Here is a 19868-nt window from a genome sequence, read left to right on the forward strand (position 1 = left end):
TTATTTGTATGCATAATTTGAAAAAATTGGTTTTATTAACAGTTATATTGTGGTACAATAAGCTTAACTAATCTGTCTAAGAGGGTGTTTTAGATGAACGTTGTGACAATAAAGATAAATGGTGTTGAATATAATTTAAAAGGTGATGAAAGAGAAGAATATTTACATATGGTAGCTAGCTATGTTGATAAAAAGATAAAAAATATAATGGGTAATAATGAAAAGCTTAGCACTTCCTCAGCAGCGATTTTAACTGCTTTAAATTTAGGTGATGATATGTTTAAAAGTAAGTTACTTTGCAAGGAACTTTCGAGTAAGGGTGAATCTTTAGAAAAACATGATAAGGAAATGAATGATCAATTAGAAGGTTTAAAAAAACAGTTAAATCATATGGAAGACTATAACCAGGAATTACTTAATAGATGTAAAAATACGGAAAAAACTGAATATGTAAAAACCTTAGAGCAAGAAAATATAGAGATGCAACAACAATTAGATGTGATGCAAGAGACTAGTAAAAGTTATAGTGAAGAAAATAGAAGAACAAAAACAGAAAATAAAGAAATGAGATTTAAGCTTCAATCTTATAAGTACAAAATAATTGATTCACAAAATAAGTTGATAGAATACCAAATTAGTTTAGCTAAACAAAAGAAAATAAACAATCCACTTTTAACTTCACGTAAAAAATAAAAAATATTTAATAAATATGTTTAGATTGTCACCGAAAGGCGATTTTTTTAATGCCGAAGGATATATTGGATATATTCATGAAAGCCTCACAATTTTTAAAAAAAATTGTGAGGCTTTTTTTATATTAAATCATTACCTGCGGTACTGCAATATTAACGAATTCAGAAGGAGATTTATATTCCCACTGAAGTTTCCTCTTTGCTATAGTATGGAACTTCTACTTATATAAGTGGGAGACTTTCCTTCTGAAATGTTGTTAAAGATATCATAATAACTTTAATTTGATAAAGTGTAATATTAAAATACTTATAAATCATATAATTATATTGATAGCGAAATTAAAGCCTAATAGCTTAACAACATTTATTAGGTCGCTAAGATTATAGCACCAAGGGTAATAATTTAATGATATTCATTAAATTATATCAAAATCTTAAAGGTATTTATAAAATAAAAAAGGGGGGAAAGCAATGAAAAGAAGAATTGCTGGATGTTTAAGTTTAGCAATGTCAATGACTCTAGTATTATCGGGTTGTGGTAAAAGTGATGTTGGGGGAGCGGCGAAGGATTTAAAAGGATCAGAAGTTATAGCGGCTTCAAATCCAGAAAAAGTGACACAAACAGCAAAAAACAGAAAAGATACTTTAATTGTTGGATTTACAGCACCAGAAGGAAAATTTAATCCCATATATGAAAGTTCAGTAGATGATGGTTATGTTGCTCAATTAGTTTTTGAAGGGTTATTGACAAATGATGCGAAAGGAAATCCTGTAGAAAAAGTAGCTAAGAAATGGGAGATTTCAAAGGATAGCAAAACCTATACCTTCCATTTAAACAAAGGCATTAAATTTAGCAATGGAGAAGAATTAACTGCAAAGGACGTGGAATTTACTTATACAGCTATTTGTGACCCAAAGTATGACGGACCGAGAACAGACGCTGTAGATAAATTGGTTGGGTATAAGGAATACAATAAAGGTGATGCTAAAACTGTTAAAGGCATAAAGGTTATAGATGACAATACAATTTCATTTACATTAACAGATGTTAAAGCACCAGCGCTAAGTTCTGATTTTATTTATGGAATTATGTGTAAGAACTATTATACATTTGAAAAGGGTAATGTAGAGAAATTAAAAAAAACATTCTTAAAACCAATGGGTAGTGGTCCATATATTTTAAAATCATATAAAGCAGGTCAAGAAGCTGATTTTGAGAAAAACCCTGATTATTGGAAGGGTGAGGCTAAGATTAATAAGTTAATATTAAAAGTTACCAATGCTCAAACCAATATTCAATCACTATCCGCTGGCGAAGTAGATATTGATAGAATTGCAACTGCACCAGAAAATATCCAAATGCTTAAGAGTGCAGGATTCTTAGATATGCAACTTTTTCCGGATAATGGATATGGATTTATAGGTTTAAACCTTAAAAATGAAAAATTAAAAGATAAGAGAGTACGTCAAGCACTTACCTATGGGTTAGATAGAAAAGGATTTATAGATGCTAGATATAAAGGTTATGCTGATGTTTGTAATGCACCAGTATCGCAAGTCTCTTGGGCATATACTGATGATATAAAGAAGTATGAATATAATCCTGAAAAAGCAAATAAATTATTAGAAGAATCTGGTTGGATTAAAAAGGAAGATGGCTTTAGATATAAGGATGGTAAAAAGTTTCAAATCCATTGGATGACTTATCAAGGAAGTAAATACGTTGAAATGTTAATTCCAATAGTAAAAGAGAATTGGAAGGCTATAGGAATAGATGTTATTCCTGAATTAATGGAATTTAACACTTTGTGTACAAAGGTTTTTGATGAACAAAAATTTGAAATGTATAATATGTCTTGGACTTTAAGTATTGATCCAGATCCATCAGGATTATTCTCAGAAAAGCAAGCAGAGCTCGGTGGATACAATCCAGGAAATTGGGTAAATAAAGAAAGTGAAAAATTAATGGCAGATGCTCGTAATACTACGGATATAAAAGAAAGAAAGGTATTATATCAAAAGTGGTTAAAACTTTTCACGGAGGAAGCTCCATATGTTTTGTTAGATCAATGTAAAATGATGTGGGCTGTAAGTTCAAGAGTTAAAGGCATAAGTATCTCTCCATATATTAATTTTACTTATCAAATTGCAGATGCAGAATTAATTGAACCTAAAGCTAAATAGGTAAATGATGCTTTAATTATATTTTACTATGCTTGGGTATGCCAAGCATAGTTTATAAAGGAGGATTGTCATGAGGCAGTATATAACTAGAAGATTACTGCAAATGATACCAGTTTTAATAGGGGTATCTATAGTAATATTTTTAATATTACAGTTGGCACCAGGTGATGCATTAACAGGTAAAATGGATCCACATTTAACACCAGAAAGAAAACAAGAATTAAGACAGCAAATGGGACTAGATCTACCAGCATATAAGCAATATCTTAGGTGGGCTGGAGGAGTACTTCATAGGGATTTTGGCGAATCTACTAACTTTAAACAGCCAGTAGGAAAGGTTATGAACACATATATTTGGAATACATTTTACCTAGCTATACTCTCATTAATACTAAGTGTATTAATTTCAATTCCAATCGGAGTAGTTTCTGCAACTAAGCAGTACTCAAAATTTGATGGATTTTTCACCGTGTTTGCCCTGATAGGTATTTCTATGCCCTCCTTCTTTTTTGGTATGCTTCTTATAAAAGTTTTCGCTGTAGACCTTAAAATACTTCCGGTTTCTGGAATGAGCACGGCTGGAAGTACAGTAGCAGGTATTTCCTATGGGTTGGATGTAGCTCGTCATATGATACTACCGCTAATTGTACTTACTTTAAGTAGTGTAGCAGGTCTTATGAGATATACAAGATCAAGTATGCTAGAGGTAATAAGGCAAGATTATATAAGAACTGCTAGAGCTAAAGGACTTAAAGAAAAAGTGGTTATATATAAACATGCCCTTAGAAATGGAATGATTCCTGTTATTACTTTACTTGGATTTTGGCTTCCTGCATTATTTTCTGGAGCATTTATTACAGAAAGCATTTTTGGCTGGCCTGGCATCGGACCTATAGAAATTGCTGCAGTAAGTGGACGTGATTATCCATTGCTCATGGGAATAAATATCTTATTTGCAGTGTTAACTTTGTTTGGAAATTTAATTGCAGATGTTACTTATGCCGTAGTTGATCCGAGAATAAGGCTTAAATAGGAGGTGCTAAAATGCAAGCAGAAGTAAACCCAAAAATTAATGAAATCAAAAAAGAAGAAATTTTAAGCCCTTGGAAGATAATAAGAAAACGATTAAAAAAGAATAAACTAGCTATATTTGGAATGTATATACTCTTGTTTATGGTGCTTATGGCGTTAATTGGTCCATTAATATCACCTTATAAAATGGAAACTATAGATTTATACAATGTATCAGCTTCACCATCTTTTAAACATCTTTTGGGTACCGATGATGTGGGAAGGGATGTTTTAGTAAGAGTGATGTATGGAGGTAGAATATCTCTTTCAGTAGGAGTACTCGCTGTATTTGTTGAAGTACTAATTGGGAGTATGTTAGGAGGAATAGCAGGCTTTTATGGTGGAATAGTGGATAGTATAATAATGAGAATAGTTGATATATTCTTATGCTTTCCAGGTTTGCCACTACTTATAATGCTGGCAGCTGTAATGTCAGATTTAAAAGTTGCCCCACAGTATAGGATGTACGTAGTTATGTTTATTATAGGATTACTTGGATGGCCAGGTCTTTGTCGTATTGTTCGTGGTCAAATACTATCCCTTAGGGAACAGGAATTTATGCAGGCAGCAGAAGCTTTAGGACTTAAGGATAGGAGAAAAATATTTAGTCATCTACTACCCAATACTTATGCGTCTATTATAGTTTCAGCTACTTTAGGTATAGGTGGTGCAATTCTAACGGAATCAGCATTAAGTTTTTTAGGACTTGGAGTTACTCCTCCAACGCCGTCTTGGGGTCAAATGGTTCAGGCAGTTAACAATGCATATATATTACAATTCGAACCTTGGATTTGGGCGCCTCCTGGTATATGCATCTTCTTAACGGTAATGGGTATAAATTTATTTGGAGATGGACTTCGCGACGCTATCGATCCAAAACTAAAGGTTTAGGAGGTGTATTATGAGTAAGAATTTAGTAGAGATAAAAAATTTGAAAACGTATTTTTACACCGAAGATGGAATTGTGAAAGCTGTTGATGATGTTAGTTTTAATATTAGAGAAGGTGAAATAATAGGTGTAGTTGGAGAATCAGGTTGTGGTAAAAGCGTTACGGCAATGTCAATAATGAGATTAATTCCGTCACCACCCGGAAAAATAGTTGGTGGTGAAATTCTGTTTGAAGATAAAAATATTTTAGAACTTAAAGGCGATGAAATAAGAAAAATAAGGGGGAATGACATAGCAGTAATATTTCAAGAGCCTATGACTTCATTAAATCCTATATTCACTATAGGGTATCAAATAGAAGAAGTAATAATGCTCCACCAAAAGTTAAATAAAGCTAAGGCTAGGGAAAAAGCAGTAGAAATGTTAAAGCTAGTTGGAGTGCCAAGAGCAGAGGACATAGTGGAGTGCTATCCTCATGAGCTTAGTGGAGGTATGCGCCAAAGGGCAATGATTGCAATGGCCGTGTCTTGTAATCCAAAGCTCTTAATAGCAGATGAGCCAACTACTGCATTAGATGTAACAATTCAAGCGCAAATACTGGATATTATGAAAGATTTAAAGAAAAAACTTAATACTTCAATAATGTTAATCACCCATGATCTTGGAGTAATTGCTGAAATGGCAGAATATGTAGTAGTAATGTATGCTGGTAAGGTTATTGAAGAAGCACCCGTAATTGAGTTATTTAAAAATCCAATGCATCCATATACTGATGGATTAATGAAATCTAAACCTTCACTGGATAAAGATGTAGATAGATTATACTCAATACCCGGACAAGTTCCAAACCCAATTAATATGCCAGAAGAATGTTATTTTTGTGCAAGATGCCCGAAAGCTATGGATATTTGTAGAAAGAAGCAACCACCTACTTACGAGATAAGGCAAGGACATAAGGTAGCCTGCTTTTTATATGATGAGCAAAACAACTAATAACTGTTTTGTACTACGGATAATACAAGTAGTGCAAGGAATGTAAGGGGGGGAAGTAAGTGTGTGATGAAATAGTTAGAGTAGAGAATTTAAAAACATATTTTCCTATTAGGGGGGGAATACTTCAAAAGACTGTAGGTTATGTTAAAGCTGTAGATGGGGTGTCACTATATATAAATAAAGGAGAAACCTTGGGTTTGGTTGGGGAATCAGGATGTGGTAAAACTACAGTAGGTAGAACTATGTTAAGGCTTATAAACAAAACAGATGGCGATGTATATTTTCAAAATCAAGATATATTTGATTTATCAAAAAAAGACTTAAGAAAGATAAGACCTAAGATGCAAATAATCTTCCAAGACCCATATAGTTCTCTTAATCCAAGACTTACAGTAGGACAAATAGTTGGAGAAGCACTATTAGACCATGGTTTATTGCCTAAAAGTGAAATTGCTGGTAGAGTTCAAGAGGTGCTTGAGATTTGTGGGCTTGCACCTTATCACATAAGAAGATACCCACATGAATTTTCAGGTGGTCAAAGGCAGAGAATAGGAATAGCAAGAGCTCTTATATTAAATCCTGAATTTATAGTTGCGGATGAACCTGTATCAGCACTAGATGTGTCCATTCAATCTCAAATAGTTAATTTAATGTGTGATCTTCAAGAAAAAATGGGATTTTCATATTTATTTATTTCGCATGATTTAAGTGTAGTAAAACATATTAGTCATAGAATAGGGGTTATGTACCTAGGATCTTTGGTGGAATTAGCATCAAAAAATGAATTGTATAATAATCCTCTTCATCCATATACAAAGGCATTGTTATCCGCAGTGCCTCTACCAGATCCAACATTAAAGAGAGAAAGAATTATTCTTAAGGGAGACATACCAAGTCCGGCAAACCCACCCTCTGGCTGTAAATTTCATACCCGATGTCAATATGCTATGGAAAGGTGCAAAAATGAATGTCCACAGTATAAAGATGTAGGCGGAAAACATTTTGTAGCTTGTCATCTACTGTAAGGTAATGATTGGGAGCATATAAGGCTAGTATATTGAATTACCAAAGTAAGGGAGAGGGATATATGAGACAGGAAAGAATAAGGGATAGTGATATGCATTGTGATGAAGGCGTGGGCTGGAAGGATATTGTAGCCATTGTTATAGCACAATTTCAGATATTGATGCCAATAGTGATGGGAGCTGCATTAGTCATGAGTTTGTTGTTATTTATTGTAATGAAAGTATGGATTAGAAGTTAATAATAGTTAATTAATATATATAAAAAACTGTATAATTTCAGGGAATACACCCTAGAGATAATGAAAAATTTGTCGAAGATGAATTTACACTATCACTTGGGTGCTTATTTGGGTATAATTAAAGTATAATGTTAGAACATGAAAAGGATGGTATGTATATGAATTTATTAACAATAGAAGAGATGAGTAAAAGTTATAGTGAAAAAATACTCATTAATAAAGTGTCATTAGGTATAAGTGATGGCGATAAAATTGGATTAATAGGAGTAAATGGGACAGGGAAATCAACTTTTTTAAAAATAATAGCTGGCTTTGAAGTTCCTGATGAGGGAAGAATTTTAAAGGGAAACAAAGTGAATATAGAATATTTATCTCAAAATCCTAAATTTGACCCAGAAGCTACAGTGCTTGAGCAAATTTTTAAAAGTGACACGGATGTTATGCACGTTATAAGAGAATATGAAGTAGCTATGGAGAAAATGGAGGAAAATCCAGAAGATGAGTCCGTTCAAAATACTTTAATGAACCTTAACACTAAGATGGACGCATGTAACGGATGGGAAGTTCAAAATGAAGCTAAAATAATACTTACAAAGCTTGGAATAACAAATTTTAAGCAGCGAATAGGAAACCTTTCAGGTGGTCAAAGAAAAAGAGTGGCTTTGTGTAGTGCTCTAATTACGCCCTCAGATTTATTAATTTTGGATGAGCCTACAAATCATATGGACAATAAAATAATAGATTGGCTTGAGAAATTTTTAAATAGTAGAAAAGGTGCACTACTTATGATTACTCATGATAGGTATTTTTTAGATAGAATAACAAATAAAATTATTGAACTGGATAAGGGTAATCTATATAGTTATCAGGGGAATTATAGTGTGTTTTTGGAAAAGAAAGTTGAAAGAATGGCTTTAATGGAAACGATAGAGAAAAAAAGAGAGAGTTTATTTAAAAAGGAACTAGCTTGGATAAGACGTGGGGCTAAAGCTAGAAGTACTAAGCAAAAGGCAAGAATTGACCGTTTTGGTGAGCTTCGCGATGGAAAAGTTGATGTAACAAACGAAAAGTTAGAATTATCCTCAGCATCGACTAGACTTGGTAAAAAGATTATGAATATAGAACATATTTATAAAGCATATGGTGAAAAGAAATTAATTAGTGATTTTAGTCATACTTTTACTAGGAGAGATAAAGTAGGTATTATAGGGCCGAATGGTATGGGGAAATCTACGCTTATGAATATTTTAAGTGGAGTATTAAGCCCGGATTCAGGGGTAATAGATTGGGGAGAAACATTGAAAATTGGTTTTTTCCATCAAGAAAATGGTGAGATGAACGAAAAGCTACGTGCTATAGAGTACATTCGCGAAGGTGCAGAGTATATAACTACAGGCGATGGAGAACAGATTACAGCTTCTCAAATGCTTGAGAGATTCTTATTTGATGGAACTACAAAGCATTCCTTTATTTCTAGTTTATCCGGTGGAGAAAAACGAAGACTATATTTATTAAGAATTCTTATGGAAGCTCCAAATGTGCTATTCTTAGATGAGCCAACTAATGACTTCGATATTCAAACTCTAGCAGTTCTCGAAGATTATTTAGATGGGTTTAATGGTGTGGTTATTACTGTATCTCATGATAGATACTTTTTAGATAGAGTCTCTGACAAAATATTCAGTTTTGAAGGAAATGAAAAGATAATTCAATTTGTAGGTAATTATTCTGAGTATAAAGAATATATAGAAAAAAATCCAAATTTACTAGATGAAGATAAAGATGTGATTAAGGAAGATAAAAAAGGTGGAAATGAAGAGGTTGCAAGCAGTAAAGATGAGGCAATTAAAGAAGAGAAGCTTTTGAAAATCACATTTAAAGAGCAGAAAGAATTTGATGAAATTGACAGCAAAATTGAGCAAAAAGAAACAGAACTTGTGAATGTTAATAAAAAAATCAATGCTGGAAGTAGTGACTTTGAATATTTGCAGGAACTAGTGAAGCAGCAAAAGAATATTGGAGTTGAAGCTGAACAGCTAATGGTGCGATGGACATATTTAAATGAATTAGTTGAGAAAATAGAGCAGCAGAAAAACAACTAAATCATCACCCGCTTATACAAGTGGGTGATTTTATTTCTGAAATGTAATTGAGAATTTATGGGTGATAAGTTTATTTAATAAAGAAGGTATAGTCTGTGGATAAAAATAGAGATATAAAAATATCTGTGCGTAACTTAGTGGAGTTTGTACTAAGGTCTGGCGATTTAGATATGAGGTTTATGGGGAGTAGCAGAGCTGTAGAGGGAACCAAAGCACATCAAAAAATTCAAAGTGAGAATAAAGAAAAGTATTCTGTATTACTTGGAGAAGAATATTTGGCGGAGGTAAGTTTAAAACACAGCATACTATATAATGGAGCCTCAATTGTAATTGAAGGGCGTGCTGATGGTATTCTAATCAAAAATAATAAGGTTACCATAGATGAAATCAAAACAGTTGCTAAGGATATAGAACTTATTAAGGAGGATTATAATAGTCTTCACTGGGCTCAAGCCAAATGTTATGCATATATATATGCGATTCAAAATAATCTTGGGCTTATTAATGTTCAATTAACCTATTATGAAATAGATACGCAGAAAACTAAGCAATTTGTCAAGGCTTTTTCAATTGAAAAATTAAAAGAATTTTTTGATGAAATTATTTCTAGCTATTTTGTATGGGCAAATATTGCTAGTGAGTGGAATAAGGAAAGAGATAGTACTATAAAAGAGTTGTTGTTTCCGTTTGAAAATTATAGGGACGGTCAAAGGGAACTAGCTGTCTGTGTATATAAAACAGTAGTAGAGAAAAAGAAAATGTTTGTGCAAGCCCCCACAGGAATAGGTAAAACTATATCTACTTTGTTTCCAGTGGTTAAAGCTATGGGAGAAGGGCATACCACAAAGATTTTTTACCTAACAGCCAAAACTATAACAAGACGGGTTGCAGAGGATGCCTTTGATAAAATGAAAGCAAATGGACTTAAATTTAAGACGATTACTCTAACAGCAAAGGATAAAGTATGTCTTAGTAAAGGTAGTGCATGTAATCCGCAACAATGTAAATTTGCAAAAGGACATTTTGATAGAGTTAATGAAGCGCTACTTGATATTCTGAAAAATGAAAATACATTTAGCAGAGAAATAATTGAGATATACTCAAATAAATATAACGTATGTCCTTTTGAGTTTTCATTGGATTTAACTGTGTGGGCTGACAGCGTTATATGCGATTATAACTATGTGTTTGATCCTAGGGTTTACTTAAAAAGATTCTTTACTGATAACGCTTGCGAATATACTTTTTTGGTTGATGAGGCTCATAACTTAGTGGATAGAGCTAGAGAAATGTTTTCGGCGCAAATTAGTAAAAAATTGATTATGCAATTGAAAAAAGATATAAAAGGTATTGACGATCCAATGTACAAAGTTTTGAATAAGTTAAATGCTCTTATGAACAGAATGAAGAAAATGTGTAATGAAGAGGGATATTACAAACAAAATTCTGAACCAGTGGATATATATAACCTTCTTATGAGGCTTACTAAAATATTAGAAAAATGGCTTACGAAAAATGAAAAATCTGAAACATATGATAGTTTTTTAGAACTGTATTTTAACTCTTTGAGTTTTATTCGGGTAGCTGAACTTTATGATGATAAATATATAACCTATGTAGAAAGTGGGTTAGATGACGTAGTATTAAAAATGTTTTGCTTGGATCCATCTAAGCTTTTAAGAGAAGCGTCAAAAAGAGGGCAATCAGTGATATACTTCTCTGCAACCCTACTACCATTAGTATACTTTAAAGAGATTTTGGGTGGAGAAAGCAAGGATTACCATTTAACGCTGAATTCTCCTTTTGACAAAAGTAAGCTTAAAGTAATGGTAGCTAAGGACATTTCTACTAAATATAAATATAGAGAAAATAGTTACCTAAAGATAGTAGAGTACATATATTCTGTAATAAGTGCTAAAAATGGAAATTATATGGTGTTTTTTCCTTCATATAAGTATATGGAGGAAGTGTGTAATAGTTTTACGCAAAAGTATCCACATATTAAAGTAAGTATCCAAACCAATTCTATGACGGAAGATGCCAGGGAAGAATTTTTGCAAAACTTTAGTATTTCGAGTGGTGATAATATTTTAGGCTTTGGAGTTTTAGGTGGTATATTTTCTGAAGGTATTGATTTAAAAGGTGACTCCTTAATTGGTGTTATAATCATCGGTGTAGGGCATCCTATGATTTGCTTTGAACGGGAAATTATTAAAGAATACTTTAATAATAAAAGCAATTGTGGTTATGAATATTCTTATATGTACCCAGGTATGAATAAAGTACTACAGGCAGCGGGAAGGGTAATTAGAACAGAAGAAGATAGAGGAACTGTGCTTTTAATAGATGATAGATTCCTTCATCAAAGGTATAGACGACTTTTTCCAAAGGAATGGGATAATTATCATATAATAAATAATAACACTCATGCTAAAAAAGAGGTTTGTGAATTTTGGGAATAAAGAATTGTAAGAATAACATTATCTAAGAAAGAAAAAAACTTGAGCATTTGCTCAATTTTTTTTTATATATAAATAATTAAAATCTATTTATAAGATACTTTGGGGTATTTTAATTTTAAAGGGATTATATCAAAATAGGCTTTCTGTATTGTAAACAGTGAAATTCGACTTATTTCTTACTTTGAGATTAACATGTATAACACGTATAGTCAAAGGGATTTTTAAAAGTTTAATATGAGCAAATTTACATCTTTCATTTAGTGATTTATCAATGATATTGTAACATTTTTGTAAAATCTTAACTCTAACTAATTTTATATTTTTGTTATATCGTATTATCTCTATCGGTTGAGTTAGCTCTATAAGTTGACGATTTCCTATTCTATTAATTAAATCAGTAATAGTAGCAGGAGCTTAAAACGGTTTTTTCGGTTATTTTTTACAGAAAATTAATAATAATTTAGCATTTATAGTGCTAAAATATAATATAAGAACAACAATGGGGAAAGTGGTAAATTAAAATAATGATATTTAGTTTACTGCTTACACATGTTGAAGTAGATAACAATTACTAATTGTTATCTACTTCAGAAAATGATAGGGGGAATAGTATAAATGTTTGTTAAATCTTCTAGAGAAGTTTATGGCTGGGATAGATTTTCAACAGCGACCTTATTGGTAGGAATATTTTTGTTATTAGCTAGGTATTCATGGATTTTAGGAACAGCACTTATTATATATTCAATTTGGAGAAGTAGGTCAACTAATGTACATGGGAGAAATAATGAAAAATTTGTTTTTGAAAATATAGAAAGACATTTTTATCGCAAAATCAATAATTTAAAACAAAATATTAAATTAATTAATATTAAAATTAAAAATTATAAACCTTTAGAGAGATTAAAGGAAAAAAAGAAGTATATAATAACTAGCTGTCCTAAATGTGAACAAAAATTAAGATTACCAAGGGGAAAGGGTAAAATTATTATAACTTGCTCAAAGTGCTGTAGCGAGTTTAGGTTGAAAACATAAAAAAAGATATCCTTTAAAGGATATCTTTTTTTATGTTTAGGCTTGCATGCCCTACTTTATTTAATAAAAAATTATCTTATATTATTTGCCTGAACCTAACTCAGAAAGACAGTCTTTACAAATGTTTTTACCTTTGTAGTTTACAACGTCTCTTGCATTTTGACAGAAAATACAAGCTGGCTCATATTTTTTAAGAATAATTTGATCACCATCTACATAGATTTCTAATGCGTCTTTGATATCTATATCCAAAGTTCTTCTCAATTCTATAGGAATAACAATTCTTCCAAGTTCGTCCACTTTTCTTACAATACCTGTTGATTTCATATAATTTCCTCCTCAAACATCTTTCGACTTATTTATAATTAAATTGTAGCAAATATAACATAAAACGTCAATAGGTTTATGAAAATATTTAAGAATAATAATAAAAATTAACAAACTTTTACGTATTATGCAAAAAAAATATAATGGCCTGTCATTTTAAACAATATTATAATATCTTATACAATATACATAAAATTTTAATTATTATAATATTCATAATAGATTGTAATTGGTGTAAATTATGATAGAAAATAAAAAAAGGTTAGTACAGTAGTACTAACCTTTAAAAATGTAACACTATCTATAATTAGTGAATTGTAGGGGGATATCAAAATCTTTTGATTTTATTAAAGCCATTACTTGCTGTAAATCGTCAAGGTCCTTACCGGTAACCCTTAGCTGATTATCCATAATTTGAGCTTGAACTTTAATTTTGCTGGATTTAATTTCTGCAATTATTTTTTTCGATTTTTCAGTAGAAATACCTTTTACAATTTTGGCTGTTTGCCTTGCAGAACCTAATGTAGCTGGTTCTTGTGTACCTAGATCTAATGCTTTCCCAGATATACCTCTTTTAATTAACTTACTTACAAGAACGTCTATAACTGATTTTAATTTAAAATCATCATCAGATATTATTTTAATATCTTCTTTTCCTAGGTTAATTTCAGTAATAGTATTTTTAAAGTCATATCTTTGTTTAATTTCTTTCAATGCTTGGTTTATTGCATTGTCTACTTCTTGCATATCGACATCTGATACTATGTCAAACGAATGTGCTGTTGCCATAATTAAAAACCTCCTCTATATTTTCATGTTAATTAATAGAATCTTATTAATTAATAGTAGATTAATAATTTGAAAATGTCCAGTAGTTAATGAGTAATAATTATAAAAACTATAAACTACTTAAAGTTTTGATAGCGATTTGTTTATTTATTTATGAAATGTCATTAAATCATGAAAATCAAATGTTTGATATGTTTTAAATATCATAAACTTGACGAAAATAGATAAGAATAGATTTTTTGATTAGAACAAATACAAAGTTCGTCACCATAAAGGTACAAATTTTTTAAAATAATGTTATACTATTGTAAGAAATTATTACGTATGAGAGGAAGAAATATATGTTGCGTGAAGCACAAGAAAAATTAAAAAAGTATTATGGATATGATAATTTTAGAAAAGGACAAGAAAATGTAATAGAGAGTATAATAAGCGGAAAAGATACCTTTGCTGTAATGCCTACTGGTGCAGGAAAGTCGGTGTGTTACCAGATACCTGCTCTAATGCTAAAAGGAGTAACGCTCGTAATATCACCACTTATATCACTTATGAAGGATCAAGTAGATACCTTGAATAGTATAGGGATAGCTGCAACATATATAAATAGCTCATTAAGTATTAATGAAGTTAATGAAAGAATTGATAAGGTAGCGCTTGGGGAGTTTAAGCTTCTTTATGTTGCCCCAGAAAGGCTAGAATCAGACTTCTTCTGCAATATGTTAAATAGATTAACAATATCGCTTTTAGCAGTGGATGAAGCTCATTGTGTATCTCAATGGGGACATGATTTTAGACCCAGTTATGCAGCAATTTCTAGTTTAATAGAAAAATTGCAAGAAAGACCAATTATAGCAGCATTTACGGCGACTGCAACGAAGGAAGTAAGAAATGACGTTATAAAGTTATTAAAATTAAGAGAGCCAGATGTTTATGTAACTGGTTTTAATAGAGAAAATTTGAGCTTTACTGTTATTCGTGGAGAAAACAAAAGAGATTTTGTATTAAAATACATTCAAGATAATAAAGATCAAGTAGGGATAATATACACTTCTACAAGGAAGGAAACGAATAATCTCTATGAACTTTTGAATAAAAAAGGATATAGTGTTGGAAGATACCATGCTGGGCTAGGAGATGAGGAGCGAAAACAAAACCAAGAAAAGTTTTTGTATGACGATATCAACATTATTATAGCTACAAATGCTTTTGGAATGGGAATAGATAAATCAAACGTTCGATATGTAATTCATTATAATTTGCCGAAGAGTATGGAAGCTTATTATCAAGAAGCGGGACGTGGAGGCAGAGATGGAGATCCTAGCGAATGTATACTGTTATTTTCTGCTGCGGATGTGTTACTTCAAAAATTTTTTATAGAACAAAGTGTCGTATCACCTCAAAGGAAGGTAAATGAATATAAGAAACTTCAAGCTATGGTGGATTATTCACATACTTCAAGATGTTTACGACAGTTTATTTTGGAATATTTTGGTGAGGGAAATGTTCAAGACAAATGTGACAATTGCAGTACATGCAATGATGAAAGTGAACTGGTAGATATAACTATAGAGGCACAAAAAATATTTTCTTGCATCTTTCGGATGAAGGAGAGGTATGGTACTTCATTAATTGCAGAAGTACTTCGTGGCTCAAAGAATAAAAAAGTTTTAGACCTTGGATTTGATAAGTTATCTACCTATGGAATAATAAAGCAATATACTGTTAAAGAGATAAGAGACCTTATAAATGTGCTTACGGCAGAAGAATATCTTTCGCTTGCAGATGGTCAATTTCCAGTGGTTCATTTGAAAGATAAAGCAGTGGCAGTACTTAAAAATGAAGAAAAAGTGTATCAAAAGGTTGAAAAAAAGAAAGCTAAGGTAGCTCGCGATACTGGCTTGTTTGAAATATTGCGAAGTCTTCGAAAAGAGATTTCAGAACGGGAAAAAGTCCCACCATATATTGTTTTTGCAGATAGTGCGTTAAGAGAGATGAGCGAATATTTCCCAGTAAATAAAAAAGAAATGCTAAACATTAAAGGGGTAGGGGAATCTAAGCTTAAGAAGTATGGTGAGGAATTCATTCAGGTTATAAAAAAATATATGCAGGAAAACAATATAGAACTAAAGGCAGAAATACTATATAATGAAAATGATGAGAATGTTCAAACGGAATGTGCGGTAGAAAAGGCTTGCGAAAATGAAGGCAAGATCCCTAGCTATGTTATTACTTATAATATGTATAAAGAGGGTAAAAGCATAGAGGATATAATTTGCGAGAGAAAATTAAAAAGCCTCACAGTACAAGAACATATATTTAAATGTGCTTATGAGGGTTTTGATGTTAATTTAGATGATTTTATTCCAAAACATCATGAAGCACTTATTATTGAGGTTATAGAAAAAATTGGAGCTTCAAAGCTCAGACCTATTAAAGAAGCATTACCAGAAGAAATAGATTATTTAGCTATAAAAGCAACAATATTTAAATATGCTAACAATAAAATTTCTTAGAAAAAAGGAGAAAATATGGATAAATTATTTAATGAACTAGGATTACAAGAAAACCTTATAGAGGGGCTTGCTAAGCAAGGGATTGAAAGCCCTACAGAAATTCAAGTAAAGGCTATACCAATTGGACTTGAGGGCAAAGATATTATAGGAGAATCAGAAACAGGTACAGGTAAAACACTGGCTTACTTATTACCTATATTTCAAAAAATAGACATAACATCAAAGGATATTCAAGCGATTGTACTTGCACCTACTCATGAACTTGCAATGCAAATACATAAGCAAATAGAATTGTTATCAGAGAACTCAAATAGCAACGTAAAATCAACTACCATAATAGGTAATGTTAACATTAAAAGACAGCTAGAAGCTCTTAAGGAAAAACCACATATAATAGTTGGCTCTGCAGGAAGAATTTTAGAACTTATAACTATGAAGAAACTAAAATCACACTTCGTTAAGACTATAGTAATAGATGAAGGCGATAGAATGATAGATGAAGATAACATAGATGGGGTAAAGGCCATAATAAAAACTACGCTTAGGGATAGACAAATTATGATATTTTCAGCTACGATTTCACTTAAAGTTGTAGAGAGTGCTAAAACTTTGATGAAGGACCCAGAAGTAATTAAAGTGGGTGATAAAAGTCAGGTAAATCCTAATATAGAGCACATGTATTTTGTAGTGGAAAAGAGAGAGAAACTGATTCTACTCAGAAAACTCATAAGTGCTACTAAACCTGAAAAAGCAATAATATTTATAAACAAAAGTGACGAGGTAGAAATTACAACTTCAAAGCTTAGCTATCATGGATTAAAGGTAGAAGGTATTCATGGAACCTCTGATAAAACTAATAGAAAGAAGGCTATTGAGGATTTTAATTCAGGGAAAATCCAACTTTTAGTGGCTTCTGATCTAGCAGCTAGAGGGCTTGATATAGGAGGAGTAACACATATATTTAACCTTGATATACCAGAGAATTCTAAGGATTATTTACATAGAGTAGGTAGAACAGCAAGAATGGGCGAGCATGGGTTTGCATTATCCATAACAGAAGAGAGAGAGCTTAATCTAATTAAAAACTATGAAAAAGATTTTAATATAGAAATTCTGCCTAAAGATATCCGCATGGGAACAATTATTGATTTGAAAAATGCACCTAAAGCAAAATTTATAGAACATAAATTTAAATCTGATAGCAAAACATCAAACACTGATAAAACTAGATAAGAAAGAAATAAATTACATTGGTCTAGTTTCTTTCCGTATGGTATAATGAGTCAATGGTTTCGACTAGAATGAAATTACTTAATGTATGGAGGTATTTATAAATATATGATTAGTACAAATAACGTAAGTTTAAGATATGGTGCACGTAAATTATTTGATAATGTTAATATAAAATTTACTCCGGGTAATTGTTATGGTTTAATTGGTGCTAATGGTGCTGGTAAATCAACGTTTCTTAACATATTATCAGGTCAAATTGAACCTAATACAGGAGAAGTTAATATCACAACAGGAGAAAGATTAGCTTTTTTAAAGCAGGACCATTTTGAATTTGATGAATATGAAGTTGTCAAAACTGTAATGATGGGACATGTAAGACTGTTTGAAATAATGAATGAAAAAGATGAATTATATGCAAAACCAGATTTTACTGATGAAGACGGAATTAGAGCGTCAGTACTAGAAGGCGAATTTGCAGAACTTAATGGATGGGAAGCTGAATCAGAAGCTTCAACTCTATTAATGGGACTTGGAATAACTGAAGAACTTCAAAGCAAAAAAATGAAGGAATTAACAGGAGCTGAAAAGGTTAAGGTACTTCTTGCTCAAACACTATTTGGAAAACCAGACATTCTATTACTAGATGAGCCTACAAACAATTTAGATGTAAAATCTAAAAATTGGCTTGAAAGTTTCTTGCTGAATTTTGATAGTACGGTTATAGTTGTTTCACATGATAGACATTTTTTAAATAAAATATGTACTCATGTTGCAGATATAGACTTTGGTAAAATTCAATTATTCGTTGGAAATTATGATTTTTGGTATGAGTCTAGTCAGTTGGCCCTTCAAATGGCTAAAGATCAAAATAAGAAAAAAGAAGAAAAAATTGTTGAATTACAAAATTTTATTGCTAGATTTAGCTCTAATGCTTCTAAAGCAAAACAGGCTACGTCACGTAAAAAGCAATTAGATAAATTGACTTTAGATGATATAAAACCATCTTCTCGTAAATATCCTTTTGTTGGATTTAAGCCAGAAAGAGAAGCTGGAAATGATTTATTGACAGTTGAAAATCTAAGTAAAACTGTGGATGGAGAAATACTTCTTGATAATGTATCTTTTATAGTTAGCAAGGGAGATAAGATTGCTTTTACAGGTGCAGATGAAATAGCTAAAACTACATTATTTAAGATAGTAATGGGCGAAATGGAGCCAGATAGTGGTGAGGTTAAGTGGGGGATTACTACGTCTCAAGCTTATTTACCAAAGGATAACACAGAATATTTTAATGGTGTAGATTGTACCTTAGTTGATTGGCTTCGCCAATACTCAGATGAAAAGGCTGAAAGCTTTATTAGAGGCTTTTTAGGCAGAATGCTTTTCTCTGGAGAAGAAGCTCTTAAAAAAGCGAGCGTATTGTCCGGTGGAGAAAAGGTTAGATGTATGCTTTCTAAAATGATGCTTAGTAATGCTAATGTATTAATTTTTGATGAGCCTACTAATCATTTAGACTTAGAGTCTATTACTGCTTTAAACAATGGGTTAACTAGCTATACTGGAACAATGTTACTTACATCACATGACTCTCAGCTAGTAGCAACAGTTGCAAACAGAATAATAGAAATTACTCCTAAAGGAATAATGGATAAACAAATGACTTATGATGAATTCATAGAAAATGATGAACTTCAAAAAGAACTAGAACTTATGTATAAATAAAAAAGAAGCACCTCTAATAATAATATTATTAGAAGTGCTTCTTTTAATTAACTAACAGCCAAAGCCACCAAAGCCACCGAAGCCGCCGAAGCCACCACGGCCACCAATACCACCACAGCCTAATAGTAAAAGAATTATCAAGATACTGCCATTTCCGCAGCCAAAGCCACTTCCAAAGCCACTTCCCCAGTTATTTTCACAGCAGCAAGTAGGTTGACAACAACTAACAGGCTTACAACAACTAACAGGCTTACAACAACTAACAGGTTCACAGCAACAACAATTTTTATGTCTATGACTCATATAAATAACCTCCTTATTTTTAATAAGTAAAAGTTTAAAAATCAACGTAAGTGACTAAATTAGCAACTTAAGAAGGAATTTTACACTTAAACTTAAGTAATGGAGTTGCTTTGGTATTAATGCCACCATAAATAGGTGATGGACTTATTTTTGTAAGAGTGTTAAATGAATGAAGTTGTAGCTGTACTTTAATATATTCCGCATTTTATTAAGTGTGAATATAAAATTGCAGTAAAGCTTTAAAAAAAATTAATTAGTTCTTTGATATCTTCATAAAATCTTCATAAGAGTT

Annotated in this window: 16 protein-coding genes; 13 read left to right on the forward strand and 3 right to left on the reverse strand. The window is 31.7% G+C overall.

What is annotated here, in order from left to right:
• Positions 1 to 93 precede the first annotated feature (93 nt).
• From ACWJJ7_RS16460 to ACWJJ7_RS16505, 10 genes are all read left to right on the forward strand, one after another.
• Positions 94 to 693 (forward strand): cell division protein ZapA, encoded by a 600-nt coding sequence (locus ACWJJ7_RS16460; protein ID WP_462963036.1) that lies wholly within the window; start codon positions 94 to 96, stop codon positions 691 to 693.
• 470 nt (positions 694 to 1163) lie between these two features.
• Entirely contained in the window at positions 1164 to 2876 is a 1713-nt protein-coding gene (locus ACWJJ7_RS16465) for an ABC transporter substrate-binding protein (RefSeq protein ID WP_462963037.1), read from the forward strand.
• Between the two features lie 70 nt (positions 2877 to 2946).
• The gene (locus ACWJJ7_RS16470) at positions 2947 to 3909 is read left to right on the forward strand and encodes an ABC transporter permease (protein ID WP_462963038.1); all 963 of its coding nucleotides are present in this window, start codon (positions 2947 to 2949) and stop codon (positions 3907 to 3909) included.
• Between the two features lie 11 nt (positions 3910 to 3920).
• Positions 3921 to 4838, forward strand: a complete 918-nt coding sequence (opp4C, locus tag ACWJJ7_RS16475; RefSeq protein ID WP_462963039.1) for an oligopeptide ABC transporter permease — start codon at positions 3921 to 3923, stop codon at positions 4836 to 4838.
• Between the two features lie 10 nt (positions 4839 to 4848).
• Positions 4849 to 5829, forward strand: a complete 981-nt coding sequence (locus ACWJJ7_RS16480) for an ABC transporter ATP-binding protein (RefSeq protein ID WP_462963040.1) — start codon at positions 4849 to 4851, stop codon at positions 5827 to 5829.
• A gap of 59 nt (positions 5830 to 5888) precedes the next feature.
• A complete protein-coding gene (locus ACWJJ7_RS16485; RefSeq protein ID WP_462963041.1) occupies positions 5889 to 6854 on the forward strand; it encodes an ABC transporter ATP-binding protein in 966 nt (321 codons plus the stop codon).
• A gap of 62 nt (positions 6855 to 6916) precedes the next feature.
• Positions 6917 to 7093: a hypothetical protein gene (locus ACWJJ7_RS16490; RefSeq protein WP_462963042.1), complete on the forward strand. Its 177-nt coding sequence runs from the start codon at positions 6917 to 6919 to the stop codon at positions 7091 to 7093.
• 158 nt (positions 7094 to 7251) lie between these two features.
• Entirely contained in the window at positions 7252 to 9195 is a 1944-nt protein-coding gene (locus tag ACWJJ7_RS16495) for an ABC-F family ATP-binding cassette domain-containing protein (protein WP_462963043.1), read from the forward strand.
• A gap of 95 nt (positions 9196 to 9290) precedes the next feature.
• Positions 9291 to 11657, forward strand: a complete 2367-nt coding sequence (locus ACWJJ7_RS16500; protein ID WP_462963044.1) for an ATP-dependent DNA helicase — start codon at positions 9291 to 9293, stop codon at positions 11655 to 11657.
• A gap of 615 nt (positions 11658 to 12272) precedes the next feature.
• A complete protein-coding gene (locus tag ACWJJ7_RS16505) occupies positions 12273 to 12689 on the forward strand; it encodes a hypothetical protein (protein WP_462963045.1) in 417 nt (138 codons plus the stop codon).
• Between the two features lie 81 nt (positions 12690 to 12770).
• Here the strand turns inward: ACWJJ7_RS16505 and ACWJJ7_RS16510 are convergent, their stop codons facing one another.
• Positions 12771 to 13016 carry an AbrB/MazE/SpoVT family DNA-binding domain-containing protein gene (locus ACWJJ7_RS16510; protein WP_462963046.1) on the reverse strand — a complete coding sequence of 82 codons (246 nt, stop codon included), beginning with the start codon at positions 13014 to 13016 and terminating at the stop codon, positions 12771 to 12773.
• Positions 13017 to 13313: 297 nt separating this feature from the next.
• On the reverse strand, positions 13314 to 13805 hold the full coding sequence (locus ACWJJ7_RS16515) for a YajQ family cyclic di-GMP-binding protein (protein WP_462963047.1): 492 nt from the start codon (positions 13803 to 13805) through the stop codon (positions 13314 to 13316).
• A 341-nt stretch (positions 13806 to 14146) separates the two neighbouring features.
• Here ACWJJ7_RS16515 and recQ point away from each other — a divergent pair, with 341 nt between their 5' ends.
• From recQ to ACWJJ7_RS16530, 3 genes are all read left to right on the forward strand, one after another.
• Positions 14147 to 16318, forward strand: coding sequence for a DNA helicase RecQ (gene recQ / locus ACWJJ7_RS16520; RefSeq protein WP_462963048.1), 2172 nt, complete (start codon positions 14147 to 14149; stop codon positions 16316 to 16318).
• A gap of 15 nt (positions 16319 to 16333) precedes the next feature.
• On the forward strand, positions 16334 to 17551 hold the full coding sequence (locus tag ACWJJ7_RS16525; protein WP_462963049.1) for a DEAD/DEAH box helicase: 1218 nt from the start codon (positions 16334 to 16336) through the stop codon (positions 17549 to 17551).
• 105 nt (positions 17552 to 17656) lie between these two features.
• On the forward strand, positions 17657 to 19273 hold the full coding sequence (locus ACWJJ7_RS16530; RefSeq protein ID WP_462963050.1) for an ABC-F family ATP-binding cassette domain-containing protein: 1617 nt from the start codon (positions 17657 to 17659) through the stop codon (positions 19271 to 19273).
• A 51-nt stretch (positions 19274 to 19324) separates the two neighbouring features.
• On the opposite strand, the gene ACWJJ7_RS16535 is transcribed toward ACWJJ7_RS16530, so the two are convergent.
• Positions 19325 to 19576, reverse strand: a complete 252-nt coding sequence (locus tag ACWJJ7_RS16535) for a ground-like protein (protein WP_462963051.1) — start codon at positions 19574 to 19576, stop codon at positions 19325 to 19327.
• Between the last annotated feature and the right edge of the window lie 292 nt (positions 19577 to 19868).

The sequence above is a fragment of the Clostridium sp. CM042 genome (assembly GCF_055080995.1).

Coding starts and splice junctions, on each gene's coding strand:
- ACWJJ7_RS16460 (WP_462963036.1), top strand. CDS start 94: ATGAACGTTGTGACAATAAAGATAAATGGTGTTGAATATAATTTAAAA.
- ACWJJ7_RS16465 (WP_462963037.1), top strand. CDS start 1,164: ATGAAAAGAAGAATTGCTGGATGTTTAAGTTTAGCAATGTCAATGACT.
- ACWJJ7_RS16470 (WP_462963038.1), top strand. CDS start 2,947: ATGAGGCAGTATATAACTAGAAGATTACTGCAAATGATACCAGTTTTA.
- opp4C (WP_462963039.1), top strand. CDS start 3,921: ATGCAAGCAGAAGTAAACCCAAAAATTAATGAAATCAAAAAAGAAGAA.
- ACWJJ7_RS16480 (WP_462963040.1), top strand. CDS start 4,849: ATGAGTAAGAATTTAGTAGAGATAAAAAATTTGAAAACGTATTTTTAC.
- ACWJJ7_RS16490 (WP_462963042.1), top strand. CDS start 6,917: ATGAGACAGGAAAGAATAAGGGATAGTGATATGCATTGTGATGAAGGC.
- ACWJJ7_RS16495 (WP_462963043.1), top strand. CDS start 7,252: ATGAATTTATTAACAATAGAAGAGATGAGTAAAAGTTATAGTGAAAAA.
- ACWJJ7_RS16505 (WP_462963045.1), top strand. CDS start 12,273: ATGTTTGTTAAATCTTCTAGAGAAGTTTATGGCTGGGATAGATTTTCA.
- ACWJJ7_RS16510 (WP_462963046.1), bottom strand. CDS start 13,016: ATGAAATCAACAGGTATTGTAAGAAAAGTGGACGAACTTGGAAGAATT.
- ACWJJ7_RS16515 (WP_462963047.1), bottom strand. CDS start 13,805: ATGGCAACAGCACATTCGTTTGACATAGTATCAGATGTCGATATGCAA.
- recQ (WP_462963048.1), top strand. CDS start 14,147: ATGTTGCGTGAAGCACAAGAAAAATTAAAAAAGTATTATGGATATGAT.
- ACWJJ7_RS16525 (WP_462963049.1), top strand. CDS start 16,334: ATGGATAAATTATTTAATGAACTAGGATTACAAGAAAACCTTATAGAG.
- ACWJJ7_RS16530 (WP_462963050.1), top strand. CDS start 17,657: ATGATTAGTACAAATAACGTAAGTTTAAGATATGGTGCACGTAAATTA.
- ACWJJ7_RS16535 (WP_462963051.1), bottom strand. CDS start 19,576: ATGAGTCATAGACATAAAAATTGTTGTTGCTGTGAACCTGTTAGTTGT.